The 25,799-nt window shown below is 68.3% G+C and carries 20 protein-coding genes; 9 read left to right on the top strand and 11 right to left on the bottom strand.

Annotated features, from left to right (window positions below; genetic code table 11):
* The first annotated feature begins 54 nt into the window (after positions 1-54).
* From MJ603_RS09935 to MJ603_RS09920, 4 genes are all read left to right on the top strand, one after another.
* Positions 55-1,191, top strand: a complete 1,137-nt coding sequence (locus MJ603_RS09935) for a DUF4350 domain-containing protein (protein WP_243063555.1) — start codon at positions 55-57, stop codon at positions 1,189-1,191.
* A gap of 36 nt (positions 1,192-1,227) precedes the next feature.
* Positions 1,228-2,235, top strand: coding sequence for a MoxR family ATPase (locus MJ603_RS09930; RefSeq protein WP_243063554.1), 1,008 nt, complete (start codon positions 1,228-1,230; stop codon positions 2,233-2,235).
* Positions 2,236-2,243: 8 nt separating this feature from the next.
* Entirely contained in the window at positions 2,244-3,572 is a 1,329-nt protein-coding gene (locus MJ603_RS09925; RefSeq protein WP_243063553.1) for a DUF58 domain-containing protein, read from the top strand.
* Between the two features lie 141 nt (positions 3,573-3,713).
* Positions 3,714-4,493 (top strand): aquaporin, encoded by a 780-nt coding sequence (locus tag MJ603_RS09920; RefSeq protein ID WP_243063552.1) that lies wholly within the window; start codon positions 3,714-3,716, stop codon positions 4,491-4,493.
* Positions 4,494-4,558: 65 nt separating this feature from the next.
* On the opposite strand, the gene MJ603_RS09915 is transcribed toward MJ603_RS09920, so the two are convergent.
* Complete coding sequence (locus MJ603_RS09915) at positions 4,559-5,554, bottom strand: stage II sporulation protein M (RefSeq protein WP_243063551.1); 996 nt, start codon at positions 5,552-5,554, stop codon at positions 4,559-4,561.
* A 9-nt stretch (positions 5,555-5,563) separates the two neighbouring features.
* Between MJ603_RS09915 and MJ603_RS09910 the strand changes: the two genes are divergently transcribed.
* On the top strand, positions 5,564-6,445 hold the full coding sequence (locus tag MJ603_RS09910) for an RDD family protein (protein WP_243063550.1): 882 nt from the start codon (positions 5,564-5,566) through the stop codon (positions 6,443-6,445).
* 104 nt (positions 6,446-6,549) lie between these two features.
* Here MJ603_RS09910 and ahcY read toward each other — a convergent pair whose 3' ends face one another.
* From ahcY to MJ603_RS09895, 3 genes are all read right to left on the bottom strand, one after another.
* Complete coding sequence (gene ahcY, locus MJ603_RS09905) at positions 6,550-8,058, bottom strand: adenosylhomocysteinase (RefSeq protein ID WP_243063549.1); 1,509 nt, start codon at positions 8,056-8,058, stop codon at positions 6,550-6,552.
* A 64-nt stretch (positions 8,059-8,122) separates the two neighbouring features.
* Complete coding sequence (locus MJ603_RS09900; RefSeq protein WP_243063548.1) at positions 8,123-11,119, bottom strand: hypothetical protein; 2,997 nt, start codon at positions 11,117-11,119, stop codon at positions 8,123-8,125.
* A gap of 99 nt (positions 11,120-11,218) precedes the next feature.
* The gene (locus MJ603_RS09895) at positions 11,219-11,458 is read right to left on the bottom strand and encodes a DUF3499 family protein (RefSeq protein WP_243063547.1); all 240 of its coding nucleotides are present in this window, start codon (positions 11,456-11,458) and stop codon (positions 11,219-11,221) included.
* A gap of 67 nt (positions 11,459-11,525) precedes the next feature.
* Here MJ603_RS09895 and MJ603_RS09890 point away from each other — a divergent pair, with 67 nt between their 5' ends.
* The gene (locus tag MJ603_RS09890; protein WP_243063546.1) at positions 11,526-11,963 is read left to right on the top strand and encodes a metallopeptidase family protein; all 438 of its coding nucleotides are present in this window, start codon (positions 11,526-11,528) and stop codon (positions 11,961-11,963) included.
* Positions 11,964-12,230: 267 nt separating this feature from the next.
* Here the strand turns inward: MJ603_RS09890 and MJ603_RS09885 are convergent, their stop codons facing one another.
* The 5 genes from MJ603_RS09885 to manA all read right to left on the bottom strand — a co-directional run bounded on the left by MJ603_RS09885 (position 12,231) and on the right by manA (position 19,990).
* Positions 12,231-13,688, bottom strand: a complete 1,458-nt coding sequence (locus MJ603_RS09885; RefSeq protein WP_243063545.1) for a DUF5719 family protein — start codon at positions 13,686-13,688, stop codon at positions 12,231-12,233.
* Positions 13,678-16,815, bottom strand: coding sequence for a glycosyltransferase (locus MJ603_RS09880; RefSeq protein WP_243063544.1), 3,138 nt, complete (start codon positions 16,813-16,815; stop codon positions 13,678-13,680). The genes MJ603_RS09885 and MJ603_RS09880 overlap by 11 nt, the downstream gene beginning before the upstream one ends.
* A gap of 109 nt (positions 16,816-16,924) precedes the next feature.
* Positions 16,925-17,242 (bottom strand): WhiB family transcriptional regulator, encoded by a 318-nt coding sequence (locus tag MJ603_RS09875; protein WP_374230890.1) that lies wholly within the window; start codon positions 17,240-17,242, stop codon positions 16,925-16,927.
* Between the two features lie 299 nt (positions 17,243-17,541).
* A complete protein-coding gene (galE, locus tag MJ603_RS09870; RefSeq protein WP_243063543.1) occupies positions 17,542-18,522 on the bottom strand; it encodes a UDP-glucose 4-epimerase GalE in 981 nt (326 codons plus the stop codon).
* Between the two features lie 172 nt (positions 18,523-18,694).
* Positions 18,695-19,990: a mannose-6-phosphate isomerase, class I gene (gene manA, locus MJ603_RS09865; RefSeq protein WP_243063542.1), complete on the bottom strand. Its 1,296-nt coding sequence runs from the start codon at positions 19,988-19,990 to the stop codon at positions 18,695-18,697.
* Between the two features lie 113 nt (positions 19,991-20,103).
* On the opposite strand from manA, the gene MJ603_RS09860 reads away from it, so the two are divergent.
* The 3 genes from MJ603_RS09860 (at position 20,104) to MJ603_RS09850 (ending at position 24,162) form a co-directional block, all read left to right on the top strand.
* A complete protein-coding gene (locus MJ603_RS09860; RefSeq protein ID WP_243063541.1) occupies positions 20,104-21,282 on the top strand; it encodes an acyl-CoA dehydrogenase family protein in 1,179 nt (392 codons plus the stop codon).
* Between the two features lie 70 nt (positions 21,283-21,352).
* The gene (locus MJ603_RS09855) at positions 21,353-22,690 is read left to right on the top strand and encodes an O-antigen ligase (RefSeq protein WP_243063540.1); all 1,338 of its coding nucleotides are present in this window, start codon (positions 21,353-21,355) and stop codon (positions 22,688-22,690) included.
* Positions 22,691-22,824: 134 nt separating this feature from the next.
* A complete protein-coding gene (locus tag MJ603_RS09850) occupies positions 22,825-24,162 on the top strand; it encodes an O-antigen ligase (RefSeq protein ID WP_243063539.1) in 1,338 nt (445 codons plus the stop codon).
* Between the two features lie 77 nt (positions 24,163-24,239).
* Here the strand turns inward: MJ603_RS09850 and MJ603_RS09845 are convergent, their stop codons facing one another.
* Positions 24,240-25,052 (bottom strand): SDR family oxidoreductase, encoded by an 813-nt coding sequence (locus tag MJ603_RS09845; protein WP_243063538.1) that lies wholly within the window; start codon positions 25,050-25,052, stop codon positions 24,240-24,242.
* Complete coding sequence (locus tag MJ603_RS09840) at positions 25,052-25,798, bottom strand: cytidylyltransferase domain-containing protein (protein ID WP_243063537.1); 747 nt, start codon at positions 25,796-25,798, stop codon at positions 25,052-25,054. The genes MJ603_RS09845 and MJ603_RS09840 overlap by 1 nt, the downstream gene beginning before the upstream one ends.
* Position 25,799: the final 1 nt, after the last annotated feature.

The raw sequence follows: 25,799 nt of genomic DNA, 5'->3' as shown, positions 1-25,799 counted from the left end.
GCGCCGCTCACGCGGACACCTCGGCAGAGTCTGCGTCGCGCCCGAGGTTGGCTGGTGCTGGTCGCCGTGCTCGTGGTGGGGGTCGCCATCGCGCTGGCCGTGCAGTTGTCGCTGGCGACGTCATCCACCGATCCGATGGGTGCGAACAATCCCGGCCAGCAGGGTGGGCAGGCGCTCGCCCGCGTGCTGCAACAGCACGGGGTCGACGTGCGGACGGCGAGCACCCTGCAGGAAGCGCGACGGGCGGCATCCATCCCCGACGACACCACCGTGATGCTCTCCGACCCGAACGGGCTGTTGGATGCCGCCCAGCTGCAATCCGTGCTCCGGCTCGGCTCGGATGTGGTCGCCGTCGGCCCGGGGTTCCAGACCCTCTCCGCGATCGCGCCCGACATCCACCAGGCAGGCCGTGCGACGGCGACGACGTCGGACCGCCCGTCGTGCAGCCTGGTCGTCGCCCAGGACGCTGGAAGGCTGTCAGGCGTGCGGCAGGCCTACCGCACCAGCGGTGGTGCGACGCCGTGCTTCCGAGTGGGCTCGACGTTCGCGCTCGCGCAGACCATCAATGCCGGGGATTCCGTCACGGTCGTCGGCTCTCAGCTCTTCGACAACGCCAACATCGGCCTCGCCGGCAATGCGGCGCTGGCAGTCGGTCTACTGGGAGGCGACAGCACGCTCGTCTGGTACCTGCCGTCGCAGGCCGACGTGCAGGCATCCGGACCGCCGACGCTCGCCGAGATCACCCCGGGGTGGCTGACGCCGGCGATCCTGCTGCTGATCGCGGTCGTGGTCGCTGCCGCAGTATGGAGCGGACGCCGCTTCGGGCCACTCGTGGTCGAAGACCTCCCCGTCGTCGTGCGCGCCGGCGAGACGATGCACGGCAGGGCCAGGCTGTATCGGCGGGCGGCGGCGAGAACCCACGCGCTCGACGCGCTGCGCCTCGGAGCCCTGCACCGCATCGGGGCTCTGTGCGGGCTCCCACCCTCGGCGCACGTCGATCAGATCGTGGCAGCGGCCGCAGCGCTCACTGAGCGGCCTGTTCACCAGGTGCGCGATCTGCTGCTCGATGAGACGCCGGCAACGGATGCCGCCCTGCGCGCCTCGGCATCCGCCCTGCGTGACCTCGAAGACGACGTGAGGCGTGCCGTCGCAGGTGAACGCCCCGGTGGCAGCAGTGCACCACTGCACTGAACGTGACGACAAGCGAAGAACAAGGAGTAGACGGCGATGACCGATCCGAGCAGTGCTGGTCCGAGCAGTGCATTTCCCGCGGGCGAGCAGGCGACCACGGCCGACCGCGATGCGTTCCGGCGGGTGCGCGTCGAGGTGGCGAAGGCGGTCGTCGGGCAGGACGGCGCGGTCACCGGTCTGCTGGTCACCCTTCTCACCGGCGGCCATGCGCTGCTCGAGGGTGTGCCCGGCGTGGCGAAGACCCTGCTCGTGCGAGCGCTCAGCGCCGCACTCACGCTGGACACCAAGCGCGTGCAGTTCACGCCCGACCTGATGCCCGGCGACATCACGGGATCGGTGGTCTACGACGCACGGTCGGCGGAGTTCGTCTTCCGGAACGGACCGGTGTTCACGAACATCCTGCTCGCCGACGAGATCAACCGCACGCCTCCCAAAACGCAGGCCGCGCTGCTCGAGGCGATGGAAGAGCGGCAGGTCAGCGCCGACGGGGAGACGATCGCACTGCCCGACCCGTTCCTGGTCGCCGCGACCCAGAACCCGATCGAATACGAGGGCACCTACACGCTGCCCGAAGCGCAGCTCGACCGATTCCTGCTGAAGATCGTGCTCGACGTGCCCGATCGCGACGCGGAGTTCGAGATGCTGCGCAGGCACTCGGAGGGTTTCGACCCGCGCGCGCTGCAGAAGGCGGGCGTTCACCCGGTGCTCGATTCAGCCGGCATCCTGCGCGCACGTGACGAGGTTCGCGCCGTCGGCGCCCGACCGGACCTGCTGGCCTACATCGTCGACCTCGCACGGGCGACCAGGCAGAGCCCGTCCGTGCGGCTCGGAGTGAGCCCTCGCGGGGCGACGGCGTTGCTGGCCGCCGCGAAGGCGTACGCCTGGCTCGGAGGCTACGACGCCATCACGCCCGACCACGTGCAGGCCATGGCGCATCCCGCCTGGCGGCACCGCCTGCAGCTGCAGCCGGAAGCGGAGCTGGAGGGTGTGTCGGCCGACGGCATCCTGCGCTCCGTGCTGCAGCAGGTGCAGGTTCCGCTCTAGGACGCGCGTTGGCCATCAGCGGGCGTTTCGTCGCCCTTCTCGCAGTCGGCCTGGTGCCGGTCGTCGTGTTCGGTGCGACCATCCCCGGCGCCTACGTCGCGCTTGCGTGCTGGCTGGTGTTCGCCTGCGCACTTGGCGTGATCGACCTGGTGGCGGCATCCGCTCCTCGCGCGGTGCTGATCGAGCGGATGCTCCCCTCCCGCGTGCGCCTCGGCGAGACGGTGGCCGGCGGCGTCATCGTCACCAACACCTCGCGTCGCAGGCTCCACGGCACCCTGCGCGACGGCTGGCAGCCCTCAGCAGGGGCGGCACCGTCGCGGTCGCCGTTCGACATCCCGGCCGGCGAACGCAGGATGCTCACGTTCGCCCTGACTCCCACCCGTCGTGGCACACGGCGCACGCGCTTCGTGGTGCTCCGCTCGCGTGGGCCGCTCGGCTTGTGGTCGCGTCAGGTCGCCCTCGAGGCGCCGGGCGCGCTGCGGGTTCTCCCGCCGTTCCACTCGCGCAAGCACCTGCCGTCGCGGCTCGCACAGCTGCGTGAGCTGGACGGGTCGACGCCCGTCATGGTGCGAGGGCAGGGCACCGAGTTCGATTCGCTGCGGGAATACGTCACCGGCGACGACGTGCGTTCGATCGACTGGCGGGCCACCGCGCGAAGCTCGGCGTCGGTGCACGACGGCTCCGGCATCATGGTGCGCACCTGGCGGCCGGAACGCGACCGACGCGTCGTGATCGTGATCGACAGCGGACGCACCTCCGCCGCCCGCATCGCGGACGAGCCTCGCATCGACACGGCGTTCGAGTCCGCCCTGCTGCTGGCGGCGCTGGCCGACCACGGCGGCGACCGCATCGATGTGCTCGTGTTCGACAGGCGCGTGCGTGCACGGGTCGTCGGCGCGAAGGGTGCTGACCTGCTCTCCCGCATGGTGACGTCGCTGGCCGATGTTCAGCCCCAGCTGATCGAGGCGGACTGGACAGCGGTGGCCGCCCAGGTGCGCGCGATCACCCATCGCAGGGCGCTCGTCGTGTTGCTGACGGATGCCTCGACTCCGGGCTCGTCCGCCGGGCTGCTCGCCGCGCTCCCTGGGCTCACGCGCTCGCACACGGTGGTCGTCGCAACCGTGACGGATCCCGCGGTTCTCGAGGCGGCCGCGCAACGTGCTGACGTCGGATCGGTGTACACGGCCGCGGCGGCGGAGCGCGCACTACTCGACGCATCCCGGGTGGCGGCGGCGGCACGCCAGCTCGGCGCCGACGTCGTCACCGCGCCACCTGCCGAGTTGCCGCCGGCGCTCGCCGACAGGTATATCGCGCTGAAGGCATCCGGTCGCCTTTGAGGCCTGCGGATGCGCACATCCGCGACATGCTGGGAAATCGGGTGGCTCGAACCTGGGAAATCCCTTAGCGTCACAGATAGGCGCGGGGCCGTGCATCAGCGTGCGGAATCTTCCCGCCGATCATTCCTGAAGGAAGTGAAGATGTCTGAGTCAACTCCCGCGGCGGCCTCTCCGGTCGCCACCGTCTCGCCGTCGCTCGGCGCCCGTCTCGCGGCGGAAGCGTTCGGGACGTTCTTGCTGGTGTTCTCCGTTGCAGGCACGGCGATCTACGCAGCAGGATTCAACGGGGGCCACGGCGGACTGAACGTCGGGTTCCTCGGCGTAGCCCTCGCCCTCGGCCTCTCCGTCGTGATCGGCGCGTATGCGTTCGGTCCGGTCTCCGGCGGCCACTTCAACCCAGCGGTCACGCTCGGTCTCGCAACGGCCGGACGGTTCGCATGGCGTGACGTGATCGGCTACATCGTCGCCCAGCTGGTCGGCGGCATCGTGGCGTCGAGCATCCTGCTCTGGATCCTCTCCGGAGCAAAGGGAGCGAAGGGCGACTTCCTGACCCTGCAGTTCAAGGGCGCCTCCACCGGTTACGGCGAGTTGTCGCCCGGCGGATTCGGCATCTGGTCGGTGATCATCCTCGAGATCGTGACGACCGCGTTCTTCCTGTACGTGATCCTCGGTGTGACGCACACGCGTGCCGCCGCCGGCTTCGCGCCGCTCGCCATCGGCCTCACGCTGACCACGATCGCCCTGATCGGCATTCCGGTGTCGAACGGATCGTTCAACCCGGCACGCGCCCTTGCCACCGCGATCTACGGCGGTCCGGTCGCGATCGGACAGGTGTGGGTGACGATCCTGGCGCCGATCGTCGGCGCGCTGATCGCCGGTCTCACCAACCGCGCCCTGTTCGACGGCTCGCGCAAGTCGTAGTCGCTGTACTCACGGAGCCCCGATCGCCAGCAGGCGGTCGGGGCTCCGTCGTTCCGCGCACACCCTCAGCCGGCGACGAGGCGACGGGCGCCGGCATCCGACTCGGCGAGGTCGCCTGTCTCACCCGCCAGCGCCGCGCGACGCCCCACCACGAGCATGTAGACCAGGAACACCGCCAGCGCGAGAGCGCCGATGGCGATCTTCGCCCAGACCGGCAGCGCCGACGGCGTCACGAATCCCTCGATCAGACCGGAGACGAACAGGCTGATCGCCACACCGACCGCGATCGCGAACAGCGCCCTGCCCTCCTCGGCGAGCGCCTGGCCGCGGGTGCGGGGGCCGGGTGCGATCCACGCCCAGAAGATGCGCAGGCCGGCCGCCGCCGCGACGAAGAGCGACGTGAGCTCGAGCAGGCCGTGCGGAAGAATGTACGAGAACATCACGTCCGGCCGCCCGAAGTGCACGAAGATGCCGGCCGCGACGCCGATGTTCACCGCATTCTGAATCAGGATGTACGGCACATACACGCCGAGGATGCCCGTCGCGATGCTCTGCGCCGCCAGCCACGCGTTGTTCGTCCACACCTGCCCTGCGAACGATGCGGCCGGATTGTTCGAGTAGTAGTCGATGAAGTCGTGGTTCAGGTAATGCTTCAGGTCGGCATCGCTGCCGACGGCGGCCAGAGCCCGCGGATCCGACACCAGCCACCATGCGGCGAGCGTCGCCACCACGATGGTCGCCAGCGCGACCGCAAGCGTGACCCAGCGCACCCGGTACAGCGCCGCGGGCAGCGAGATCGCGAAGAACCTGGCGATGATGCCCGCAGCGCCCGCTCGTGAACCCGTGAAGCGCAGCCGGGCGGCGGAGATCGCGGTCGCCAGCCGCTCCGTGTAGGCGCTGTCGCCATCCGCTGTGCTCAGCGCAGACAACTGCGTCGACGCGGATTGATACGCCGCGATGAGTTCATCGGACTGCTCGCCGTCGAGTCGCCGACTCTTCGCGAGCGTGGCCAGGCGATCCCATTCTGCGCTGTGGGCGGCGGCGTAGGCGTCAGCATCCATTCTGCTTAGATGGTAGCCATGACGGGCGAGGTCGCGGGCGTGACCCGGTACGTCGACACGACACTCGCGCAGTACTCCGACACCGATCGCCAGTACACCGGCGAGGCCGTCGCCTTCGACGCGAGGCCGGCGAGCTTCATCCTGAGGGCGGCTGGACTCATCATCGATGTCATCGCCACCTACGCGGTGCTCGCACTGCTGATCTGGGGGCTCTCCGCCGTCTCGCGCGGACTCGATCAGGCTGCGGTCGTCGCGCTGCAGACCGTCGTGACCGTGCTCATGTTCGTCGTCGCACCCATGCTCGTCGAGACACTCAGCCACGGCCGCAGCCTCGGCAAGCTCGCGATCGGCGCACGCATCGTGCGCGACGACGGCGGGGCGGAACAACTGCGCCACGCGTTCGTGCGCTCGCTGGTCGGTGCGATCGAGATCTACCTCACGTTCGGCGGCATCGCGGCGATCACCGGCCTATTGAGTCCGCGTGCGAAGCGGATGGGCGACCTGCTCGCCGGCACGTACTCGCAACTGCAGCGGATGCCCCGAGCCCCGCGCCCCGGTCCCCCGCTGCCCGCGCACCTGGCCGGCTGGGCCGCCCTCGCCGACGTCGCCGCGCTGCCCTCCGCTCTTTCACGCCGCATCGCCGAGTTCCTGCGGCACGCCGAAACCCTCACACCGGATGCCCGTGCCCGCGTCGCGACGGAGCTCGCGCGCGAGGCATCCGGCTTCGTCGCCCCGCTTCCGAACACCGACGCGCTCTCGTTCCTCGTCGCGGTCGCGGCAATGCGCCGAGACCGCGAGTACGCGGCATTGATGGGTGAGCGCGCCCGCCTCGACACCGTGCACGGCGCGCTCACGGCGGTGCCGCCGGGCTTCCCCCGCCGCGCGGACTAGTGATCAGGGCCCGTGCGCGGCGCCAGCACGGCACCCGCACCCGCGAGCATCCACAGGCGCGGCGTCGGCAGCCAGCGATCGGACCTTGGCGCTCGGCTCAGTCGTCAGTAACGGTAGGTGTCCGACTTGTAGGGGCCGTCGGCATCCACGCCGATGTAGGCGGCCTGCTCGGGCGTGAGGCGTGTGAGTTCGACGCCGAGGGCATCCAGATGCAGTCGGGCGACCTTCTCGTCGAGCACCTTCGGCAACGTATAGACCCCCAGGGGGTATGACGCGATGTTGGTGTGCAGTTCCATCTGTCCGAGCACCTGGTTGGTGAACGAGTTGCTCATCACGAATGACGGATGCCCGGTCGCATTGCCCAGGTTCATCAGCCGTCCCTCGCTCAGCACGAGCACGCTGCGGCCGTTCGGCAGCCGCCATTCGTGCACCTGCGGCTTGATCTCCACGCGCTCCGCGCCCTCGAGCGACTCGAGGGACGCCATGTCGATCTCGTTGTCGAAGTGTCCGACGTTGGCGACGATGGCGAGGTGCTTCAGGCCGAGCAGGTGCTCCAGCCGCACGACGTCCTTGTTGCCGGTTCCCGTGACGAGGATGTCCACCTCGCCGATCACCGACTCCAGTCGCGACACCTGGAATCCGTCCATCGCCGCCTGCAGCGCGTTGATCGGGTCGACCTCGCTCACGATCACGCGAGCACCCTGGCCGCGCAGCGCCTCGGCCGCACCCTTGCCGACGTCACCGTAGCCGGCGACGAATGCCACCTTGCCGCCGATCAGCACGTCGGTCGCCCGGTTGAGGCCGTCGACGAGCGAGTGCCGGATGCCGTACTTGTTGTCGAACTTCGACTTGGTGACCGAGTCGTTCACGTTGATCGCGGTGAAGCGCAGCTTTCCGTCGCGCTCCAGCTCGTACAGTCGGTGGGCACCCGTCGTTGTCTCCTCCGTGACACCGACGATGCCGTCGGCGACGAGCGTCCAACGGTCCGACGACTCTGCGAGGGACGCGCGGAGCACGTCGAGGATCACGCGGTACTCGTGCGAGTCGCCGGGGGCGGCATCCGGAACCCGGCCTTCGCGCTCGAACTGAGCGCCGAGGTGCACGAGCAGTGTGGCGTCGCCGCCGTCGTCGAGGATCAGGTTGGGCCCTGTGTAGTCGCTACCCGAGGCAGCCGCTTCCGCGCTCCAGTCGAAGATGCGCGAAGTGCACCACCAGTACTCCTCGAGGGTCTCCCCCTTCCACGCGAACACGGGAACGCCTTCCGGAGCCTCCGGCGTTCCGTTCGGACCCACGACGACAGCGGCCGCGGCCTCGTCCTGCGTCGAGAAGATGTTGCAGCTCGCCCAGCGCACCTGCGCGCCGAGTGCCACAAGCGTCTCGATGAGCACGGCGGTCTGCACCGTCATGTGGAGGGAACCCGCGATGCGCGCCCCTGCCAGGGGCTGGGCCTCGCCGAACTCCGCACGAAGCGACATGAGACCGGGCATCTCGTGCTCGGCGAGCCGCAACTGGTGGCGACCCGAGACGGCGAGCGCAAGGTCGCGCACCCGGTACTCGAATTCAGATGCGTCGGCTTGACTGGCGCCGACCGGCGCGGTGGAAAGTGAGCTCATGGGGTCCATTGTCTCAGTCTCGGCGTCGGGCACCAGGGCCGATTCCGCAGCGATGTCAATTGCGTCAGCGCGCCCGACGGCGACGCCCCACGCCCCTGGCGATCCACGCGAGTGCGCCGGCGAACAGCAGGCTCACGGCGAGGCCGAGCGGCAGCCACGTGTCCGATCCGGTCGAGGCCAGGTTGCCGGGGTCCGACGCGCCACCCGAGACCTCGCCGGCTCCGCCGCCGGAGACCGCGCCCGCAGCAGCCGTCACGGTCAGCGGCGCCGATCCGCTCACACCGGATGCCCCGCTCACGACGAGCGTGTGTGCTCCGGCCGGCGCTGAAGCTGGCACCGTCACGGTGGTATCCAGCGCGCCGGTACCGCTTGCCGTGATCGTCTTCAACGTCGTCGGAGTCGAGTGCAGGGTGACGGTGAGGGCCTCACCGGGAGCGAACCCGGTCGCCTTGACGTGCAGCGCGCCGCCGGGTGCGACGGAACTCGCGTCCAGTTCGACGTTCGCCGCCGGCAGCGGGTCGGATGTCTTGGGAAGCACGAACGACGTCGCTCTGTCCTTCTGCAGACCTTCCGGCTGATCCTTGCCCGCCGTGTCGTCTCCGTAGAAGGCGGTCGTGCCGTTGTCGGTGACAAGACGCACCGTCGCACCGGGTGCATCCAGGTTCGGGACCGAGAGGATCGTCTCCCACGAGCCGACCTCCTGACCTGCCACGCCGGTTCCGCTGCCGGAGGCGGTCGAGGCATCCGTCGTGGTCGGCAGGGTGCGCACCAGCACCGGGGCGCTGGCCGGCAGGCCGTTCCAGCGATACAGCGCCCAGCCGAGGCTCTGATCGGCGTCGTCGGGCACACCGGCCGTGATCAGGTACTGACCCTGATCGTTCTTGCGGAGCTCGCGGATCGTGCGTCCGCCGAGGTCGAACAAAATCGGCGAACCGAACTTCGCACTACCGGCCTTGGCGTCGATCAGCTCCGGCAGATTCAGGATCGGCACGACGACGGCCTTGCCGCCCACGCTCGGTGCACGGAAGCCGATATAGCCGACCGAGCCGTCGCCAGGAGCGGTCTCGAAGCCCTCCACATTGCACGACGCTTCGTTGTCCGGCAGCACGCCGGCGGCGCACACCGCGGCGAGGCCGAGCGGGTTGCCGTTCGCGACATCCCAGGCCACGAGGTCTTCCTTGAGACCTTGGTACTTGCCGCCGTAGCTGAGCTGCGTGCCGGTGCCGGTGCCGGTGATCGTCGTGGTGAAGAGGATGTCGCGGTCCGGGTCGGCGGCGCCCGTCTTCTTGTTGCTGCCGGAGCCGACCCAGTAGATCGTGTCGCCGACACGGGCGGATGCCTCGAGGTCGCCCTCTCCGCCGAAGCCTCCGATCGTGTTGAAGTTCCACGTCTTCACGGGGCGGCCGGTCGACGTCTCGTCGTAGAGGCGCAGCGTGTTGGTCTCATCGTCGGCCACGATCGCGTAGCCGTCGCCGACGTCGATCGCGCTGGAAGCATCCGCTGCACCGAGCAGATAGCTGCTGCCAGGCAGCGCGGTGGCCTCGCCGGACTGGCCGACCCTGATCCTCGTCGTGCCGTCGACAGCTCCGTCGCGGGTCGCGGTGACGACGAGCGAGCTGTAGCCGATCGCGGTGCCGGGAGCGACGTGCACCACGTATGAGCCCGGCGCCGATCCTGCTGTCACGCTCGCGGCCGATGCAGCGCCGGGAGAGGTGACGGATGCCGTCACCGACACGGCCGACAGATCGCCGTCGCTCGCGGACACCGCGACTGGAACCGTCGTCGGCTCGCTCGCGTCGCCGAGGGCGAGGCCCAGTCCGCTCTGCGAGGGCGTCACCGTGAGCGTGGTGCTCGGGGTTCCGCCGGATGTCGTCGGCGCCCAGCTCTGCGGTGCGATGGTCACGCCGTGGAACACCTGCCCGCCGGTCGCTGTTGCGGCCACCCGGTCGAGAGTGACGTCGGGAGCGCTGGCGGCCGATGCCGAGTCGACGAGCTGCACCACGTGGTTGTTCGCCGTCACGGAGTCGATCGTGTAGAGCACGACGGAGCCGTCGGCTTGCACGCGACCAGCGAGTGCCTCGGTCGCCGGCGTGCCGATGCCGGCGGGATCGGGTGACGCGATCAGACCCTCGTAGGTCCAGGTGCCGCCGACGAGCGCGTATTTGGCGATGCCGCTCTTCTCGATCACCACGTAGGCGACGTCGGGGCCGGGCACCGAGGCATCCGCGTCGAGCAGCACGAAGCCGTTCGGGGTCGCCTTCGGGAAGGTCGCGTTCGTGTCCGCCAGCGGGGTCACTGCGGTTCCGATCGCCGCTGTCGGGAGCGCGCTGCTGACGCGGGAGAGACCGAGAGTGGCCGTCTTGTCGCTCGTGACGTAGAGACCGCCGTCGGCGATGCCGACCGTGCGCACGTTCTTGTCCTTGTCCGTGATGGGAACAGGCGAATCGCTTGTCGCCGGGGTCACGAGCTGCACGCCGGCCGATGCGTCGTTGCCCGCAGCGTAGAACGAGGTTCCGTCTGGCGTCGCGACCGAGCGGATGCCGCCGCTCATCGCCGCGCCCAGCCCGATGGTGCTCACCTTGCCGGTGTCATCGACCCAGCCGACGCGCCGCGGCACGGTCGGGTCGTCCTTCGGGTCGGCACCCGACGACGGGTCAGCCGCGATCTGGAAGCCGCCCAGCGTGACGCCGGAGCCGTCGGCGGCAGTGCCGATGAAGCCGCCCGCGTTGGAGGAGCCCGACATGGTGAAAGCATCCGAGCCGGTCGAGGAGAAGGTCACCGCCGGTGCTGTCGAGTCGCCTGAGTCGGCCGCGTACGTGCCGAGCGACAGCGCGTCGGGCCCGTCAGCGTCGGATGCCGTCTGGCTGACGACGATCGTGTCGCTGGGAGCGGATGCGTCAGCATGCGCCGGGGCCGTCGCCCCGAGTCCCGCCGTGGCCAGCACCGCGAACACGCCGAGCGCGGCGAACGGAGTGACGCGTCTGCGCGCTGTGCCTCCTCCGCCCTGATCGGAGTCTGCTGGAGCGGAACGGTGGGTTGAAGGCAGGCGTGCAGCGGCCATGGAGACTCCTCGGGTCGGATCAGCCGAGAAGCTACGGTTCGCACGTGAACGAACGGTGACGCGCAGGCGAACGCGAGCGGGCGCTGGGTGCGACCAGCCTCAGCTCAGGTCGAGGGGGCCGCCGAGCCCCTGCGGTTCACCGATCACCTGATGGCGAACCACCTGCCAGCCCTGCGGTGCAGACAGCCGCTCGGCATGGATGGCGCAGAGATCGTAGGTGTGCGGCTCGTGCGCGATGGAGAGGGGTCCGAGCACGACCATCGAGTCCCCGTAGTCGTACGTGAGAGTGGCAACGGCTTCTCGGGAGCACGCGACTTTGGAGCACGATCTGGCCATCATCAGGGCACCAGATTACTCGGCCGCGGTGCCTCGGCCGAGTCGGCCGCGCCGCCGTAGGATGGGCGACATGCCCCGATCCCGGCCCGTGCGCTACGCCGACCCCGTACGCCGTTCGGACCGGCATGGTCGGGGCGCACGCGGACCGGTCACCGGCCCGCATCTTCCGCTGCTGCAGGACCGCATCGATGTGTTCGAGATGGCCGTCGCAGCGACTGCCGACTTTCTCAAGGGCGTGTGGCCTGAGCAGCTTGCGGACATGCGGGTACAGATCGCGGCCGCTCCGTCGTCGGCGCTCGGTTTCGACGAGGTAGAACGTTGGGGCGTCGACCCTGCCAACAAGGCGATCATCCTGTATCGGGTGCCGATCGAACGGCTCGCCAAGCTGCACCGCAACGACGACCTGCACCGCAAGTTGCTCGTCGAGAGCTGCGTCTTCCGCGCTGTCGCCGAACTGCTCGGCAAGGACCCCTGGGACCTCGCACCCGGCCGGTTCGGCCATTACTGACCCTCGCGAATTCCGGGCGCCTCGAGCGGACTACCGCGTCAGCGAGAGCACCGTCACCACCACGATCAGGGTGCCCACAACACCAGAGGTCAGCCCCAGGCTGAACCATCGAGCACGTCCATACGTTCCCTGTGGCGGGCGCGGCAGCCCTGATCGAGGCCCTTCACCGGGCTTCATCGTCACTGGACCAGGGTTGCCTGGTCCCATCCCCAAGCTCATGGTCCGACCCTACCGCCGGCGCTCATCGTGGCGACAGACCGGCCTCGCTCACCTCGGATAGACGGTGATCGGCTGCGCCGATGGCCCAGGCGGGTTCAGTGCGAACGACGACGACGCTCCGTCGGATGTGAGGCTGACGGATGCCCGCAGCCCTTTCGCTCCCCGCAGCGTGTACGACGCGCTGCCGGTCACCGCCACCGCGATCGCAGCGTGCGCAGGGACCTTCAGCGATCTCGACGACGTGCCCGGCCTCATGAGCGTCACCGAGGCATCCTTCGCCGTCGTGTTGGAGAGGTGCAACTTCGGCGAGCCGCCGGATGGCACGGCGAGCAGCGCCGTGTCTTCCAGCGGGGACGACGCGACGAACCAGGCGAAGTCCTGGGTTGCGGCCTCGGCCTGCGCTGTCGCCGACTCTGCCGACGAGGGTGCAGCGGCGGCATCCACCGTGCGTGCTGCAGCGACGACGGGACCGTCGGCGCTGACCCGCACCGTGTACGACCCGTCGATGATGTGATCGAAGCTCACCTCGCGCACCGCGCCGCCCTGCAGCGTCGCCTGTGCCGTTGCGACGATGACCTTGCCGGACTCCGACGTCGCCGTCACCGTTGCGTGCACGGTCGAAGTACCCGTCGCCAGCAGTCGCACCGACGGCAGCAGGCTCGACGCGCCCTCCGCGCCGCCGCTCAGCCTGGCGGTGTTCGCGACCACCATGCCGGGAATCACCAGGTTGCGTGCCGGCGACGCTGTCGGCTCGACGAGCTCGACGCCCTGGGGCGCCAGACCCTGCACCGCGCTCTGCTGCAGCGACGCGTAGATCGTGCCGCCGGTCGACTGCACGCGCACAACGGATGCCTGCGCGTTCGGCACGACTCCCGCGAGAGGCACCACGAGCTGCGACCCCGCTCGCACGACGATGCCCCGTGCGGCCGGCGCCTGCGCGACGCCCGCCTCGCTGTACACCGTGAGGTTGACGGTGTCCTGCACCGCGGATGGGTTGCTGAGCAGCACGAGGCTCGTCGACCCGAGCGTCGTCGAGCCTGCCACGAGCCAGCTGTCGGCGCTCGCCTCACCGCACGATGCGGCGGCGAGCCCGGCGATGTCGGACTCGGATGCCACCTGCGATTGGGCTCCCGCGATCAGCGGCCTTTGCGTTGCACCCGACGTCTGAGTGCTGATCACGCGCGGCGCGCCGGGGCCGCCCTGCACGCTGGGCGTGGAGAGGCTGATCTGCTTGATCGCCGTCGTGGCGGTCTTCTCGATGCTGGGGGATCCGAACGACGAGAACGACGTGGCGCTCGTCGGATCGCTCTGATCGAGCAGTCCGCCAGGGCAGACCCGCTGCTGATCGGCGGGCACGGGCGTCACTGCCTGACCCACCGGGGCGACGTGCAACTGCGGCAGCGGAAGCAGCGCGGCCGCAGCCAACGCAGCGGCCGCGACACCGGTGCCGATGATTCCGACGAGCACGCGTACGCTGCCGCGCGCGATCGAGCGCTTACTCGGCATGCTGATCGCCCTCCTCGGTCGGTCGTGCAGGTTGGTCGGCATCCGCTGTTTCCGCGGGTTCGTCGGCGGATGATTCCGCGGGCTCGTCGGCATCCGTTTCCGCGTCCGCGGTCACCACCGGTTCCTCCGCGTCCGCGGCTTCCGCGACGTCTTGCTCGTGTGTTTCTCCGTCTTCGGTCGGCTCGGCAGTCTCAGCGGCAGCATCTCCGGCCACTGCATCCTGCGGCGCAGCATCCTGAGCCCCGTCGCCCGTACCGTCGCCGGCCTCCGCCCGCTTCGGACCCTTCTTCTTGCGGCGGGTCGTCGCGGCCGACGTCGCAGCCAACTCCGCGGCGGTCGGACGCCGCAATGTGCCGAGCTCCGTGCGACCTGTCGGCAGGGCCAGCAGAACGGTGATGCCGAACACGACTCCGAGAACGATCAGCACGAGCAGGCGCTGCCAGCCACCGGCATCCGCCGGCACCGGCACGCTGGAGGTCTGCTTCGGCACGCTCCACAGCATCGAATCGTCGGTCGAGGCCACTTGCGTCAGCAGCGCATTGGCGTCCAATGCCGTCTCGGCGCGCTGCTGGGTCGCCGAGTCCTGCGATAGTCCCTCCCCCGCGGTCGTCTGCAGCAGCACGAACGAGACGCCGAAATGCTTCAGGAGTGCCGAGTCGTTCATGCCGCTCGTCGACGCGAGGTTGCCGGCAAGGGTCGCGAGCTTCTTCTCGTCGGGACTCAGCACCGTGCTGGTCGAGCTCAGCGTGCTCTGATCGTCGAGGGAATCTCCGGCGCCGTGCAGCAGTTGTGCGGCCAGCGAGCCGTCCTCCTGCGGGCTGAGTCTGAGCGTGCCCGTGCGCGGATCCGTCTGAGCCCTCGCGGTCACGTAGGCGGGGAGCACGGCGCCCGCGCCCGGCGCCACAGCGGAGGTCTGCATCGGCACCGCGATCGCCACCGGCGCGATCGCGATCGCGACGAACGCCACCGTGACCGTCGCCGGAATGATCGCGAATCGTCCGAGAGCTACCAGGGCCATGGTCGCCGCAGCGATCAATCCCAGCCAGTACAGGCTCAGGGCGCTGCCCGTCCACAGCGGAACGGATGCTGCACCCGACGACGCAAGCGACACCTGCGAAGTGAGCACCGCTGTCGCGAAACCGAGCAGCGCCCCGACCAGGCACAGGGTCGCCCTGATCGTTCCGCGCAGGAACAGCGCGAGCAGCGCGAGAATCGCGATCGGCGCCACCAGGATCGGCACCACGATCGAAGGCACCATGCCCGATGCCCCGAGCTGTGCCGCCATGGTCTGCCAACCACCGAGGTCGCCATCCGCGAATCCGAGGGCGAGATGCAGCGGATGCGCCGCCGCACCCGGCAGCGGAACCCCCGGGTCTGCGAACACCGCAAGAGGCGTTCCACGAATCGTCTGCTGCCACGCCAGTGGGGCGAACAGCACCAGCGTGGGAATGGGGATGCAGAGCACACGCCCGACGCCGCGACCGCTGAGCGCAGCGGCGACGATCCACGCGACGACGAGGGCTGGTGCGAGAAGCGGGGAGCAGGCGACGACCGCCGCGGCGAGCAGGGCTGTGGTGGCGGCAGCAGCCCACGAGCGCTTCGCCGCGATGCCCGCGAAGAACAGCCACGGCAACAGCAGGTGCACGATCACGGCGGCGGGACGACCCTGCTGAAGTGCGTCGAAGAGCATCGGAGCAAGCGCCCAGACCAGCGCGAACGTGGCACGCAGCACGGCGCGGTGAGTGAGCCGGGTGGCCAGGAACCAGGCGCCGAGGGCCGCCAGCGGCATCGCGGCGAACCAGAGCAACACGAGCACGAACGATGGCTGCCAGAACGTGATCGAGCCGAGCACGGCGAGCACAGCGGTGAACGGATCGGCGGCGCCGACGAATCCGATGCCGATGTCGCGCCATCCGTAGCCGAGATTCGCCCAGAGGCCGCCGATGTCGTTCAGGGGCAGAATGCCGCCGCCGCTCATCTGCGACGACCCGAGCAGTGGTGCGAACAACGCGATGCTCATCAACGCTGTTGCCAGCACCACCCAGGCGCCGCCCCCGCTGAAGAAGTTGAGTTCACGCCGCTCACCGTGCATGCGCACCAGGCTCGCCTCGCGCTTCTGGGCGCGCATGCGGCGCACCTCGGAGTGCGGGATGCGCAGCGGCGCGATCGCCCCCCACTTCACCGTGCGCACGCGCTTGATCGCCGCGCGCGCGTGGCCTACGCGACTGCCGCCGAACGCCGTGGAGAAGGCGGCGGCGAGCTCACCGCTGATCGCGCCCGGCTGTTTGCCGATCAGGAAGATGATGGATCGGATGACCGCGAGCGGCACCAGCGACAGCCAGTGGAAGATCAGCGCGAAGCCCGAGGAGTACGCCATGCGCCGGTGAACCTGCGCCGCGCGCCTCTGCCGGTGCTGGCGTCGCCGCACGCCCCCCTTGGGTGCGCGCTTGGGGCTGCTGACTCCGTCGTCGGCTGACGCGACGCGAGCCGTCGGCACGATCACGACGCGGTGCCCGGCGAGCCGGGCCCGAACGCCGAGATCCAACCCGTCGTCGAACACCGGAAGGCCAGGATCGAAGCCACCGAGCTGTTCCCACACGGTGTGCCTGATCAGCATGCCGGCGGCGGGGACGGCGAGCATGTCGCTCGTGCGATCGTGCTGCGCCTGGTCGAACTCGTCCTCGACCACCGCGACGGTGGTGCCGAACGGCGTCATCGAGAGCCCGAGCTCCCGGATCAGGGACGCGTCGTCCCAGTCGACGAGCTTCGGACCGGCGATCGCGACCGACGGCGAAACAGCGACGGTCTCGATGAGGCGGGCGAGGGCATCCGATTCGGGCGCGATGTCCTGCCCGAGGAACCAGAGCCAATCGTCGTCGGAAGTCGCGGGCGGAACGACGCGCGCGGCGACGCCCAGCGCTGCGCCGTAGGAGAGCTTCTCGGTAGATGCCAGCAGCTGGTCGGGCACAGCCTCAGCTGCGACCGCCGTGGTCTTCTCGTCGGAGGCGACGCCGATCACGACGAGCGAGTCGACCGCGCGGGTCTGGGCTGCTACGGCATCCAGGCTGCGTCTGAGGTGCTCGGGGTCGCGTTGTGCGACGAGGATCGCGGTGACTGTCGGAGGCATCGCGGCAAGCCTAGGCAAAGGCGTGCGCAATACCGGGGACCAGGGTCGCGTGCTTCACGAATTGGTCCCCCGGCCCCCGATCGTCACGCGGCCCGCGGCTCCCCGGCCGTCAGCCTGCGCGACGACGCAGCTTGCGACGCTCTCGTTCCGAGAGGCCACCCCAGATACCGAAGCGCTCATCGTTCTGGAGCGCATACTCCAGGCACTGAGCCCGCACCTCGCACGAGGTGCAGATCTTCTTGGCATCCCTCGTCGATCCGCCCTTTTCAGGGAAGAACGCCTCGGGGTCCGTCTGCGCACAGAGCGCATCCGATTGCCACGACAGCGGATTCTCTTCATCCTCTGCGCGCGACGGAACCCCCGGCACCCCAAGCCGAACAGGATCGACGAACCAGTTTTCAGGTACCCCCGGTCGATATTCGCTCATCGCCATATCGATCTCCCCACATGTGTTGCCACGCGCACTGCGCGTTTCACTAATTACAGCCGTGTAGTTCGATCGAGTCAAGTCGCAAATCGTAAAGCCTCAACTCGCGCTGGAGGGTTCGCGACGCGCCGAGAAACACACAACGATTTCTCCGCCGGTGTCGTCGAGACGCGAGCGCCGCACCATGGCGCGGATCGCGGCCGCCGGGGGTCGCGACACGCCCGACCGCGGGGTTCGGGGCGTCGGTTGGCCTTCGCTGGTCGAGTACTTTTCCCGCTGATCAACCAGCGGTGGGGACGCTAGTCGACCGGCGGGGTCTCGACGGATGCCTGCCTGGCGCGCCAAGCGCTGGCCACCATGTCGGTCAGGCTGTGGCGCATCTTCCAGTCGAGGTCGCGGGCGGCGAGTTCTCCCGATGCGACGATGCGGGCCGGGTCCCCCGGTCGTCGCGCCGCGATCTCGGGCGTGAAGTCGATGCCCGTCACCTCGGCGACGGTCGACATGATCTGGCCAACGGAGACGCCGTCGCCGCTGCCCAGGTTGTATGCGGACTCGAGCGCGTGATCCGCCTCGAGACGCTGGGCGGCGACCACGTGCGAGTGCGCCAGATCGGAGACGTGCACGTAGTCGCGCACGCACGTGCCATCCGGCGTCGGGTAGTCATCGCCGTTGATGCGCGGGGTGCGTCCGTCGAGCAGGGCGTCGAACACAAGCGGGAACAGGTTGTGGGGGCTCGTGTCGTAGAGGGCGTCGTATCCAGATCCCACGACGTTGAAGTACCGCAGGCTCGAATGCCGGAAGCCCTTGGCGATCCCCTGATCGCGCAGCAGCCATTCGCCGATCAGCTTCGACTCGCCATATGGCGACTCTGGCGCCTTCGGGGTGTCTTCCGTCACGAGGTCGACGTCGGGAGTTCCGTACACCGCGGCACTGGAGGAGAACACGATGGTGCCGATGCCGGCATCCTCCATCGCGGCCAGCAGCGTCGCCGTGCCTGTCACGTTCTGCTCGTACGTGTGCAGCGGTCGCCGCACCGAGACGCCCGCGTACTTGTAGCCGGCGATGTGCATCACACCCGTGATCGGATGCTCAGCGAACGTGCGCGCGAGCAGCTCGCCGTCGAGGATGGTCCCGTGAACGAAGGGCTCTCCCGCCTGCACGAACGACTCGTGTCCGCTCGACAGGTCGTCGATGACGACGGTGTCGATGCCCGCCTCGCCGAACGCGCGCACGACGTGGGATCCGATATAGCCGGCCCCGCCGGTCACCAACCAAGACATGGCATCCAACCTATCGTCAGTGTGGATCGTCCCTGTCGTGGGTTGAGGAGCACGCCGAAGGCGCGCGTCTCGAAACCTGTCTCGCGTCTGAATGCCGTAGCGCGGGTTTCGAGACGCGCGCGGTGGTACCGCGTGCTCCTCAACCCACGAGGGAGCGTGGCAGTTCGGAGGGCTACTCGGGCAGCAGGTTCGGCATGGCGGCGAAGAGGGTCGCGCCCTCGGAGAGGGTGAGATGCAGGCCGCCCTCGTCCGGCGTGACGAAGCACGCCTGGCCGCGCTCGAGCTCGATGTCGCCGAGAGCACCCCGCACGGATGCCGTCCCGGCCGTGCACAGCACGATCGCCGGTCCCGAGGGCTCGAGCGAGGCATCCGCTGTCACGTGCGCCAGCCGGAAGTCGGGCACGTCGGGCTCGAACAGCTCGACCGCGCCCACCCGAGACGGCGCGAGCAACGGGACCGACACCGGCGCGAAGTCCAGCACGCGCAGCAGTTCCGGCACGTCGATGTGCTTCGGCGTGAGGCCTCCGCGCAGAACGTTGTCCGACGCCGCCATGAGCTCGATCCCGGTTCCGGAGAGATAGGCATGGATGTTTCCGGCCGGCAGGTAGAGCACCTCGCCCGGCTTCAACGCGACCCGGTTCAGCAGCAGAGCGAGCACCACTCCCGGATCACCGGGGTAGGCATCCGCTAGCAGCCGAACCACGTCGAACTCGGGGAGCGCGATCCCACTCGACGAGCGGGCGATCTCGGTCGCCTGCTGCACGATCTCCTCGGCGGCCTCTCCCCCGCCGAGCAGCAGACCGACGCCGGCACGCAGCGCGGACTCCTCGTCGTCGCCACTGGCCAGGATGCCTCGCAGCACCTCGATCTCGTCGCGCGGCAACGCCTCGGCGCGGCCGACCACGATCAGTTTGTCGATCGCCGCGAGCGACGCGGACACCGACCGGAACCCGCACAGCGCGTCGAACGGCGTGACCGGATAGATGAGCTCCGGCTTGTGGAACGGATCTTTGTAGTTGCGCTCCGGCGAGTCCAGCGGAACGCCCAGCGCATTCTCGCGATCGAACCCGGCAAGCGCCTGCTCCGACGAGGGGTGCGCCTGGATCGACAGCGGCGCGGCTGCCGACAGCACCTTCAGCAGATATCCGAGATGGGGCGCGCGCTCCGCGCCCCCGACGGCTGGAGCATCCAGTGAGCCGCGTTCGATCGCCTCTGCCCGTTCCTCGACATCGCGCTCGAAGTCGAGCCACTCGTGTCCGAGCGTCGTTCCCGGGTCGTCCGAGATCAGCGCGGCCAGCGTCGTCGCCTCGCCGACCGGATGCACGAGAACGCTCGGCGATCCGGGATGCGCGCCGAGCCACAGCTCCGCCTCCGGCCTGCCGGACGCCTCTCTGCCGAGCAGGTCTGCGATGCCGTGCAAGGATCCCCACGCGTAGTCGCGAGGGGCGTTGTCGATGCGCACAAACATCCGCACCCGCCCTTTCTTCTGGTAGTCGCAGAGTACCAATCGCCTTGGGCGCCCGGATGCCGCTGCCTAGGCTGGCCGAGTCTTGCAAACCCCTATCTAGCAATGGAGCAGTCATGGCATTCGAGCCTCTCGCGGCGGACTTCTACGGGTTCGAAAACGAGCTCACCGACCAGGAGAAGGACGCGATCGCAGCGCTGCGCTCCTACCTCGAGACCGAGGTGAAGCCGATCGCGAACGAGTACTGGGAGCGTGCGGAGTTCCCGAAGCAGGTCATCCCCGAGCTGCACCGACTCGGGGTGGCGGCCTTCGCCTGGGATGAGACGAAGCCGTTCCCGAATTCGGCCGTGTTCCGCGGGTTCGTGGCGTTGGAACTCGCGCGCGTCGACGCATCCGTCGCCACGTACGTCGGCGTGCAGAACGGACTCGCCGCAGGCGCCGTCAGCGCCTGCGGATCGCAGGCGCAGCGGGATGAGTGGCTGCCGAAGCTGGCCTCCGGCGAGATCATCGGAGCGTTCGGGCTCACCGAGCCGCTCTCCGGTTCCGACTCGGCACAGGGTCTGCGCACCACAGCGGAGCGCCAGGGCGACGAGTGGGTCATCAACGGCTCGAAGCGCTGGATCGGCAACGCCACGTTCAGCGACATCACCATCATCTGGGCGAAGGATGTCGCCGACGGCCAGGTCAAGGGGTTCATCGTGCCCACCGAGACGTCCGGCTACACCGCGACGAAGATCGAGGGCAAGCAGGCGCTGCGTGCCGTGCAGAACGCGGACATCACGCTCGAGAACGTGCGCGTCCCCGAGTCGTTGCGGTTGCAGAACGCGAACTCGTTCCGCGACACCGCGAAGGTGCTGCGCGCCACCCGCGCCGAGGTGGCGTGGGCCGCGGTCGGCGTCGCCGTCGGTGCGTACGAGGCGGCCGTGAAGTACGCGGCGGAGCGCATCCAGTTCGGCAAGCCGATCGCGTCGCATCAGCTCGTACAGGATCTGCTGGCGAAGTCGCTGGGCAATATCACGGCATCCCTCGGCATCGTCGTGCAGGTGTCACGGATGCTCGACGCCGGCACCCAGCGCGACGAGCACTCCGCCCTCGCGAAGGCGTTCACCACCTCCCGCATGCGCGAGACCGTTGCATGGGCCCGCGAGATCTTCGGCGGAAACGGCATCGTGCTGGACTACGACGTCACCCGGTTCTTCAACGACGCGGAAGCCGTCTACTCGTACGAGGGCACCCGCGAGATGAACACCCTCATCGTGGGCCGCGCGATCACCGGCGTCGCCGCATTCGTGTAGTCGGCGTTCGGCCCTTCGACTCGCTTCGCTCGCTCAGGGAGCACAATCGAGGGCCATTACAGTGAGTCTCATGAGCCTCGAGACCCGGCCGGCGAAGACGCCGCTCACCGTTCCCTCCGGCCAGGGTTGGAAGCTGGCGTTCGCCGGATTCATGTTGTTCACGCTGTTCGCGGGCGACTTCTGGCGCAACAGCATCAGCTGGTACGGCTGGGGAATCGTCGTGTTCCTCTGCCTGGTCGTCAGCATCGTGTTCCTGGTGCGCACCAGGCCGCGCGTGCCGATTCGCAAGTGGCCGAAGACGTTGCTGCTCTTCCTGCTGCTCTGTGTCGTCTCGATCGCCTGGTCCGCCTACCGCGCCGAGAGCGTGATCGGCGTCGTGGCGCAACTGGCCACCGCGACCGCCGGCGCGTTCTTCGCGCTCTGCCTGACCTGGCAGCAGATCCTCCGCGCGCTCGGCGCCGCGTTCCGATGGATCATCGTCTTGTCGCTCCTCTTCGAGCTGATCGTCTCGATCTTCGTGCGCAAGCCACTGCTGCCGTTCTTCACGACGTACCAGTACCCGTCAGGCAAGCTGCCCGACGCCTTCTACTGGAGCCGGGACCTGCTGTTCCATGGAGGCAAGATCCAGGGCATCGTCGGCAACAGCGACATCCTCGGCATGATCACGCTGTTCGCGATCATCGTGTTCGGCATCCAGCTCGCCGACCGCGTCGTCAACCGCACCGCCGGCATCGTGTGGCTCGCACTGGCCGGCATCACGTTCCTGCTCACGCGGTCGTCCACGGTGATCGCCGCGCTCGCGGTCGTGATCGTGGTGCTGCTGTTCGCCCTGTGGGGACGCGCGGTACCGCAGAGCAAGCGGGTGCCTGTCTACGCGACGGCGGTGGCCGTGCTCGTGGTGGGCGTGGCATCCGTCGTGCTGTTCTGGAGCAACCTCACCGCCCTGCTGGGCAAGAGTTCCGATCTCACCGGGCGCACCGATATCTGGGACAAGGTCATCCAGCTGGCACAGCAGAAGCCGGCCTTCGGATGGGGCTGGGTCAGCTACTGGGCACCGTGGGTCGAGCCGTTCAAGGGACTGGCCATCCGCAACAAGGTCGAGTACCTGCAGGCGCACAACGCGTATCTGGATGTCTGGCTGCAGATCGGCATCGTCGGTCTCGTGTTCTTCGCGCTGCTCGTGCTCTCCACATTCGGTCGCACCTGGTTCATGGCTGTCGACCGAGCGCCGTTCGATTCAGCAGGCGTCGTGCGATCGGATGTGCGCTACACGGCGATCACGCTGCTTCCGTTGCTGATGATGGCCGCCGCGATCGCGCAATCGGTCACCGAGAGCCGCATGCTCATCGAGGCGGGCTTCGCCCTGCTCGTCGCGTTCAGCATCAAGACGAAGGTCGACCGCCCGTAGGCACCTCGTGGGTTGAGGAGCACGCCGCAGGCGCGCGTCTCGAAACCCGGCGCCGGGGTTTCGAGACGCGCCGCTACGCGGAGCTCCTCAACCCGCGGAACGCAGACCGGCCGCACCATAAACTTGGAGCGCCCGTGAACACCGACGAGGGGTCAGACATCCGCATGGCTCAACCGCGACGCGTGCCGCAATGGTTCGCGTTGACGCGCGCACTGTTCGAGTCGGCCAAGTTCTCCCGTGCGCTGTCGCTGTGCATCGTGGGTGTCGCTTTCCTGACGACCGCCATTCGCGACGTCATCGGATGGCCCGGCCTCATCGGCGTGCTCGGCGCACTCGTCGTGCTCGCGGCCGGCTCCTTCATCGCGCACTGGCCCGCCATCGAGTGGCACGGACTGCTGCCGGTGTCGCTGTTGCTGTTCGTCGGCTGGTGCGCCGTGTCCGTCATCTGGAGCGTCTACCAGTGGGCGACCCTCGCCGCCGTGCTGTACCAGGTGCTGTTCGCGTTCCTGGCTGTCTATCTGGCGCTGGTGCGGGATGCGATCCAGATCGTGCGCGTGATCGGCGACGTTCTGCGGGTGCTGCTCACGGCATCCCTCGCCCTCGAGGTTCTGAGCGGGCTGCTGATCGACATGCCGATCAAGTTCCTGGGCATCGCCGGCAACCTCGCGCACGGCGGACCCATCTCCGGACTCTTCGGAAGTCGCAACCAGCTGGGGCTCGTCGCACTCATCGCAGCTGTGACGTTCATCATCGAATGGCGCACGAAGTCGGTGTCACTGCTTATGGCATCGTTCTCGGTGCTGGTGGCGGCCCTGTGCCTGGTGTTCTCCAGCTCTCCCGTCATCGCGATCATGCTCGTCATCGTGGTGCTGGCGAGCGCTGCGCTGTTCGGGCTCAGACACATCCGCAGCGAGCGCTGGCGTTTCTACGTGCAGATCGTGCTCGGCGTCTTCTCGACTGCGGTCGCCGTTCTCGCCTTCATCTTCAGGGCACCCATCATCGACCTGCTGCACGGCGAGAGCGTGATCACGGTGCGGTACGACGTGTGGATCCAGATCTGGCACCTCATTCCGACGAACCCATTGCTCGGCTGGGGCTGGATCGGCTTCTGGCGAGGCTCCCTGCCGCCCTATTCGCTCATCAACGCGGCGACCGGCGCTCCGCACGCCAACGGCTTGAACGCGTTCCTGGATGTCTGGCTGCAGGTCGGCCTCGTCGGATTCCTGCTCTTCCTGCTGCTGCTCGGGCTCGCGATGTTCCGATCCTGGCTGCTCGGTTCCAACAAGCGCAGCGTCATCTACGCCTGGCCGCCGCTCGTGCTCATCGCACTGATCGGCACGGCGATGGCCGAGAGCACGATTCTCTACGACGGCGGCTGGATGCTGCTGGTCATCTGCACGGTGAAGGCGTCGCAGGGCATGTCGTGGCGGCAGGCGCTGCCGGCGGCGCCGGAGCCGACCGATGCAGGCTAGAGACTCCGCAAGTGCGTGAATCTAAGACCGCGAAGCCCAAGAAATCGCGCTGGTGAACGACAGCGGACCGCGCGGAATCACCAGGCTGTCCAGCCGCCATCGATCGCGATGACCTGCCCCGTGACGTAGCCTGCGGCGTCGCTTGCCAGCCACGCCACGGCGCCACGCATGTCGTCTTCGGTGGCCATTCGGCCCAAGGGGGTCAATGCCTCGTAACGCTGTACGAATTGTTCATCTTGCCCGCGCGCAATACCGCCAGGAGCGATCGCGTTCACGCGTACCCCCGGCGCCATGACGGTCGCCAGGTAGCGCGTGAGCTGGGCGATTCCGCCCTTGGTGGCACCGTACGCCGCGGGATTCCCCATCGACGTCCCGTCATAGAGCCGCATGTTCGGCCCCACAAGCCCATAGATCGAACTGACGTTGACAACGGAGCCGTGCGTCGATGCTCGGAGCAGGGGAAGCGCCGTCCTCACGAGGGAGAACGGCGCGAGCAAGTTCAGTTGGGCTGCTGAAAGGAATGCCTCGTCAGTCTGCTCGTCGAACGGCACCGCGTATCCGGGCACACCACTGGTCCCGGTGAACGCAGCGTTGTTGACGATGATGTCCAAGCCACCCGCGACGCGTTCGACTTCGTCGACGATCCGCGACGCCACACCGGCTTCCATGAGGTTCGCACCGATGCCGAGGTGCGGTCCAACCAATACCTCGTCTAGTGCATCCGCCGTGGCCTGGCTCGCACCCTCGTCCAGATCGATGACGACGACGCGAGCACCCAATTCAGCGAGAGTCGAGGACAGCACAGACCCCAATGGGCCCGCACCACCGGTCACCACCGCGGTTCGGCCATCGAGGGACATGAGATCGCGCAATGGGCGTGAGACAGTCATCAAGTTTCCTCCGTTGGCACGGCGGGAAGCCGTACGAAGCCGCCCGCCGCCAGTGCCTCGATCATGCGGAACTCGGATTCGTCGTCGATCGAGAAAGCCTCGGCCTCGGGAATCTCGAATGGGGCGAATACTCCCTCGTCAAGCCAGTTGGACTTCAGCCGTCTGACGAACGCTGAACGCCATAGATAGAAGGAACCGTTGACACGCAAGTACCGACGCGGGTTGCCCTGTCGCCGCGTAACCCCCGCTGCCTCCGGAAAGAAGCGACGCATGGTTCCGTCCTCGGCTTCTTCGATCCCGACCCAGAGCGGGTCGAAGAACGGTGCGGACACGGCGACGACGCCGTCGAGGTCGGGCCGTGCATCGAACTGCAAAATCGCCTGGTCGATATGATGCGGATCTCGCGCTGGACTGGTCGGGTCGAGTAGCAGCACACCGTCGTATGACACACCCTCTTGGCGTTCGACCTCGGCGAGCGCGTGTTGGATGACCGGTGCCATCGGTGTGTCGTCTTGAGCCAGCTCTGCAGGGCGAATGAACGGCACATCACCTCCGAGAGCCCGAGCCGTGTTCGCGATCCCCCGGTCGTCGGTCGTGACGATGGTGCGGGCAACCGACGGGAGCGCCTCGCCGCAGGCAATCGCGTAGCCGATCAAGGGAACACCCGCGAGCGGCAGCAGGTTCTTGCCAGGCAGTCCCTTCGAACCGCCTCGTGCCGGGATGACGGCGAGGATCTTGCTGCTCAAG

The sequence above is a fragment of the Humibacter sp. RRB41 genome, assembly GCF_022761015.1.
Lineage (GTDB): Bacteria > Actinomycetota > Actinomycetes > Actinomycetales > Microbacteriaceae > Humibacter.
The sequence above is the reverse complement of the archived record's forward strand: the minus strand, read 5'-3'. Positions and strand labels throughout refer to the sequence as shown.

Bases quoted from the DNA above. Each gene is read 5' to 3' on its own strand.
- MJ603_RS09930 (WP_243063554.1), top strand. From the start codon at position 1,228: ATGACCGATCCGAGCAGTGCTGGTCCGAGCAGTGCATTTCCCGCGGGC.
- MJ603_RS09920 (WP_243063552.1), top strand. From the start codon at position 3,714: ATGTCTGAGTCAACTCCCGCGGCGGCCTCTCCGGTCGCCACCGTCTCG.
- MJ603_RS09915 (WP_243063551.1), bottom strand. From the start codon at position 5,554: ATGGATGCTGACGCCTACGCCGCCGCCCACAGCGCAGAATGGGATCGC.
- MJ603_RS09910 (WP_243063550.1), top strand. From the start codon at position 5,564: ATGGTAGCCATGACGGGCGAGGTCGCGGGCGTGACCCGGTACGTCGAC.
- ahcY (WP_243063549.1), bottom strand. From the start codon at position 8,058: ATGAGCTCACTTTCCACCGCGCCGGTCGGCGCCAGTCAAGCCGACGCA.
- MJ603_RS09900 (WP_243063548.1), bottom strand. From the start codon at position 11,119: ATGGCCGCTGCACGCCTGCCTTCAACCCACCGTTCCGCTCCAGCAGAC.
- MJ603_RS09895 (WP_243063547.1), bottom strand. From the start codon at position 11,458: ATGATGGCCAGATCGTGCTCCAAAGTCGCGTGCTCCCGAGAAGCCGTT.
- MJ603_RS09890 (WP_243063546.1), top strand. From the start codon at position 11,526: ATGCCCCGATCCCGGCCCGTGCGCTACGCCGACCCCGTACGCCGTTCG.
- MJ603_RS09885 (WP_243063545.1), bottom strand. From the start codon at position 13,688: ATGCCGAGTAAGCGCTCGATCGCGCGCGGCAGCGTACGCGTGCTCGTC.
- MJ603_RS09880 (WP_243063544.1), bottom strand. From the start codon at position 16,815: ATGCCTCCGACAGTCACCGCGATCCTCGTCGCACAACGCGACCCCGAG.
- MJ603_RS09875 (WP_374230890.1), bottom strand. From the start codon at position 17,242: ATGAGCGAATATCGACCGGGGGTACCTGAAAACTGGTTCGTCGATCCT.
- galE (WP_243063543.1), bottom strand. From the start codon at position 18,522: ATGTCTTGGTTGGTGACCGGCGGGGCCGGCTATATCGGATCCCACGTC.
- manA (WP_243063542.1), bottom strand. From the start codon at position 19,990: ATGTTTGTGCGCATCGACAACGCCCCTCGCGACTACGCGTGGGGATCC.
- MJ603_RS09860 (WP_243063541.1), top strand. From the start codon at position 20,104: ATGGCATTCGAGCCTCTCGCGGCGGACTTCTACGGGTTCGAAAACGAG.
- MJ603_RS09855 (WP_243063540.1), top strand. From the start codon at position 21,353: ATGAGCCTCGAGACCCGGCCGGCGAAGACGCCGCTCACCGTTCCCTCC.
- MJ603_RS09845 (WP_243063538.1), bottom strand. From the start codon at position 25,052: ATGACTGTCTCACGCCCATTGCGCGATCTCATGTCCCTCGATGGCCGA.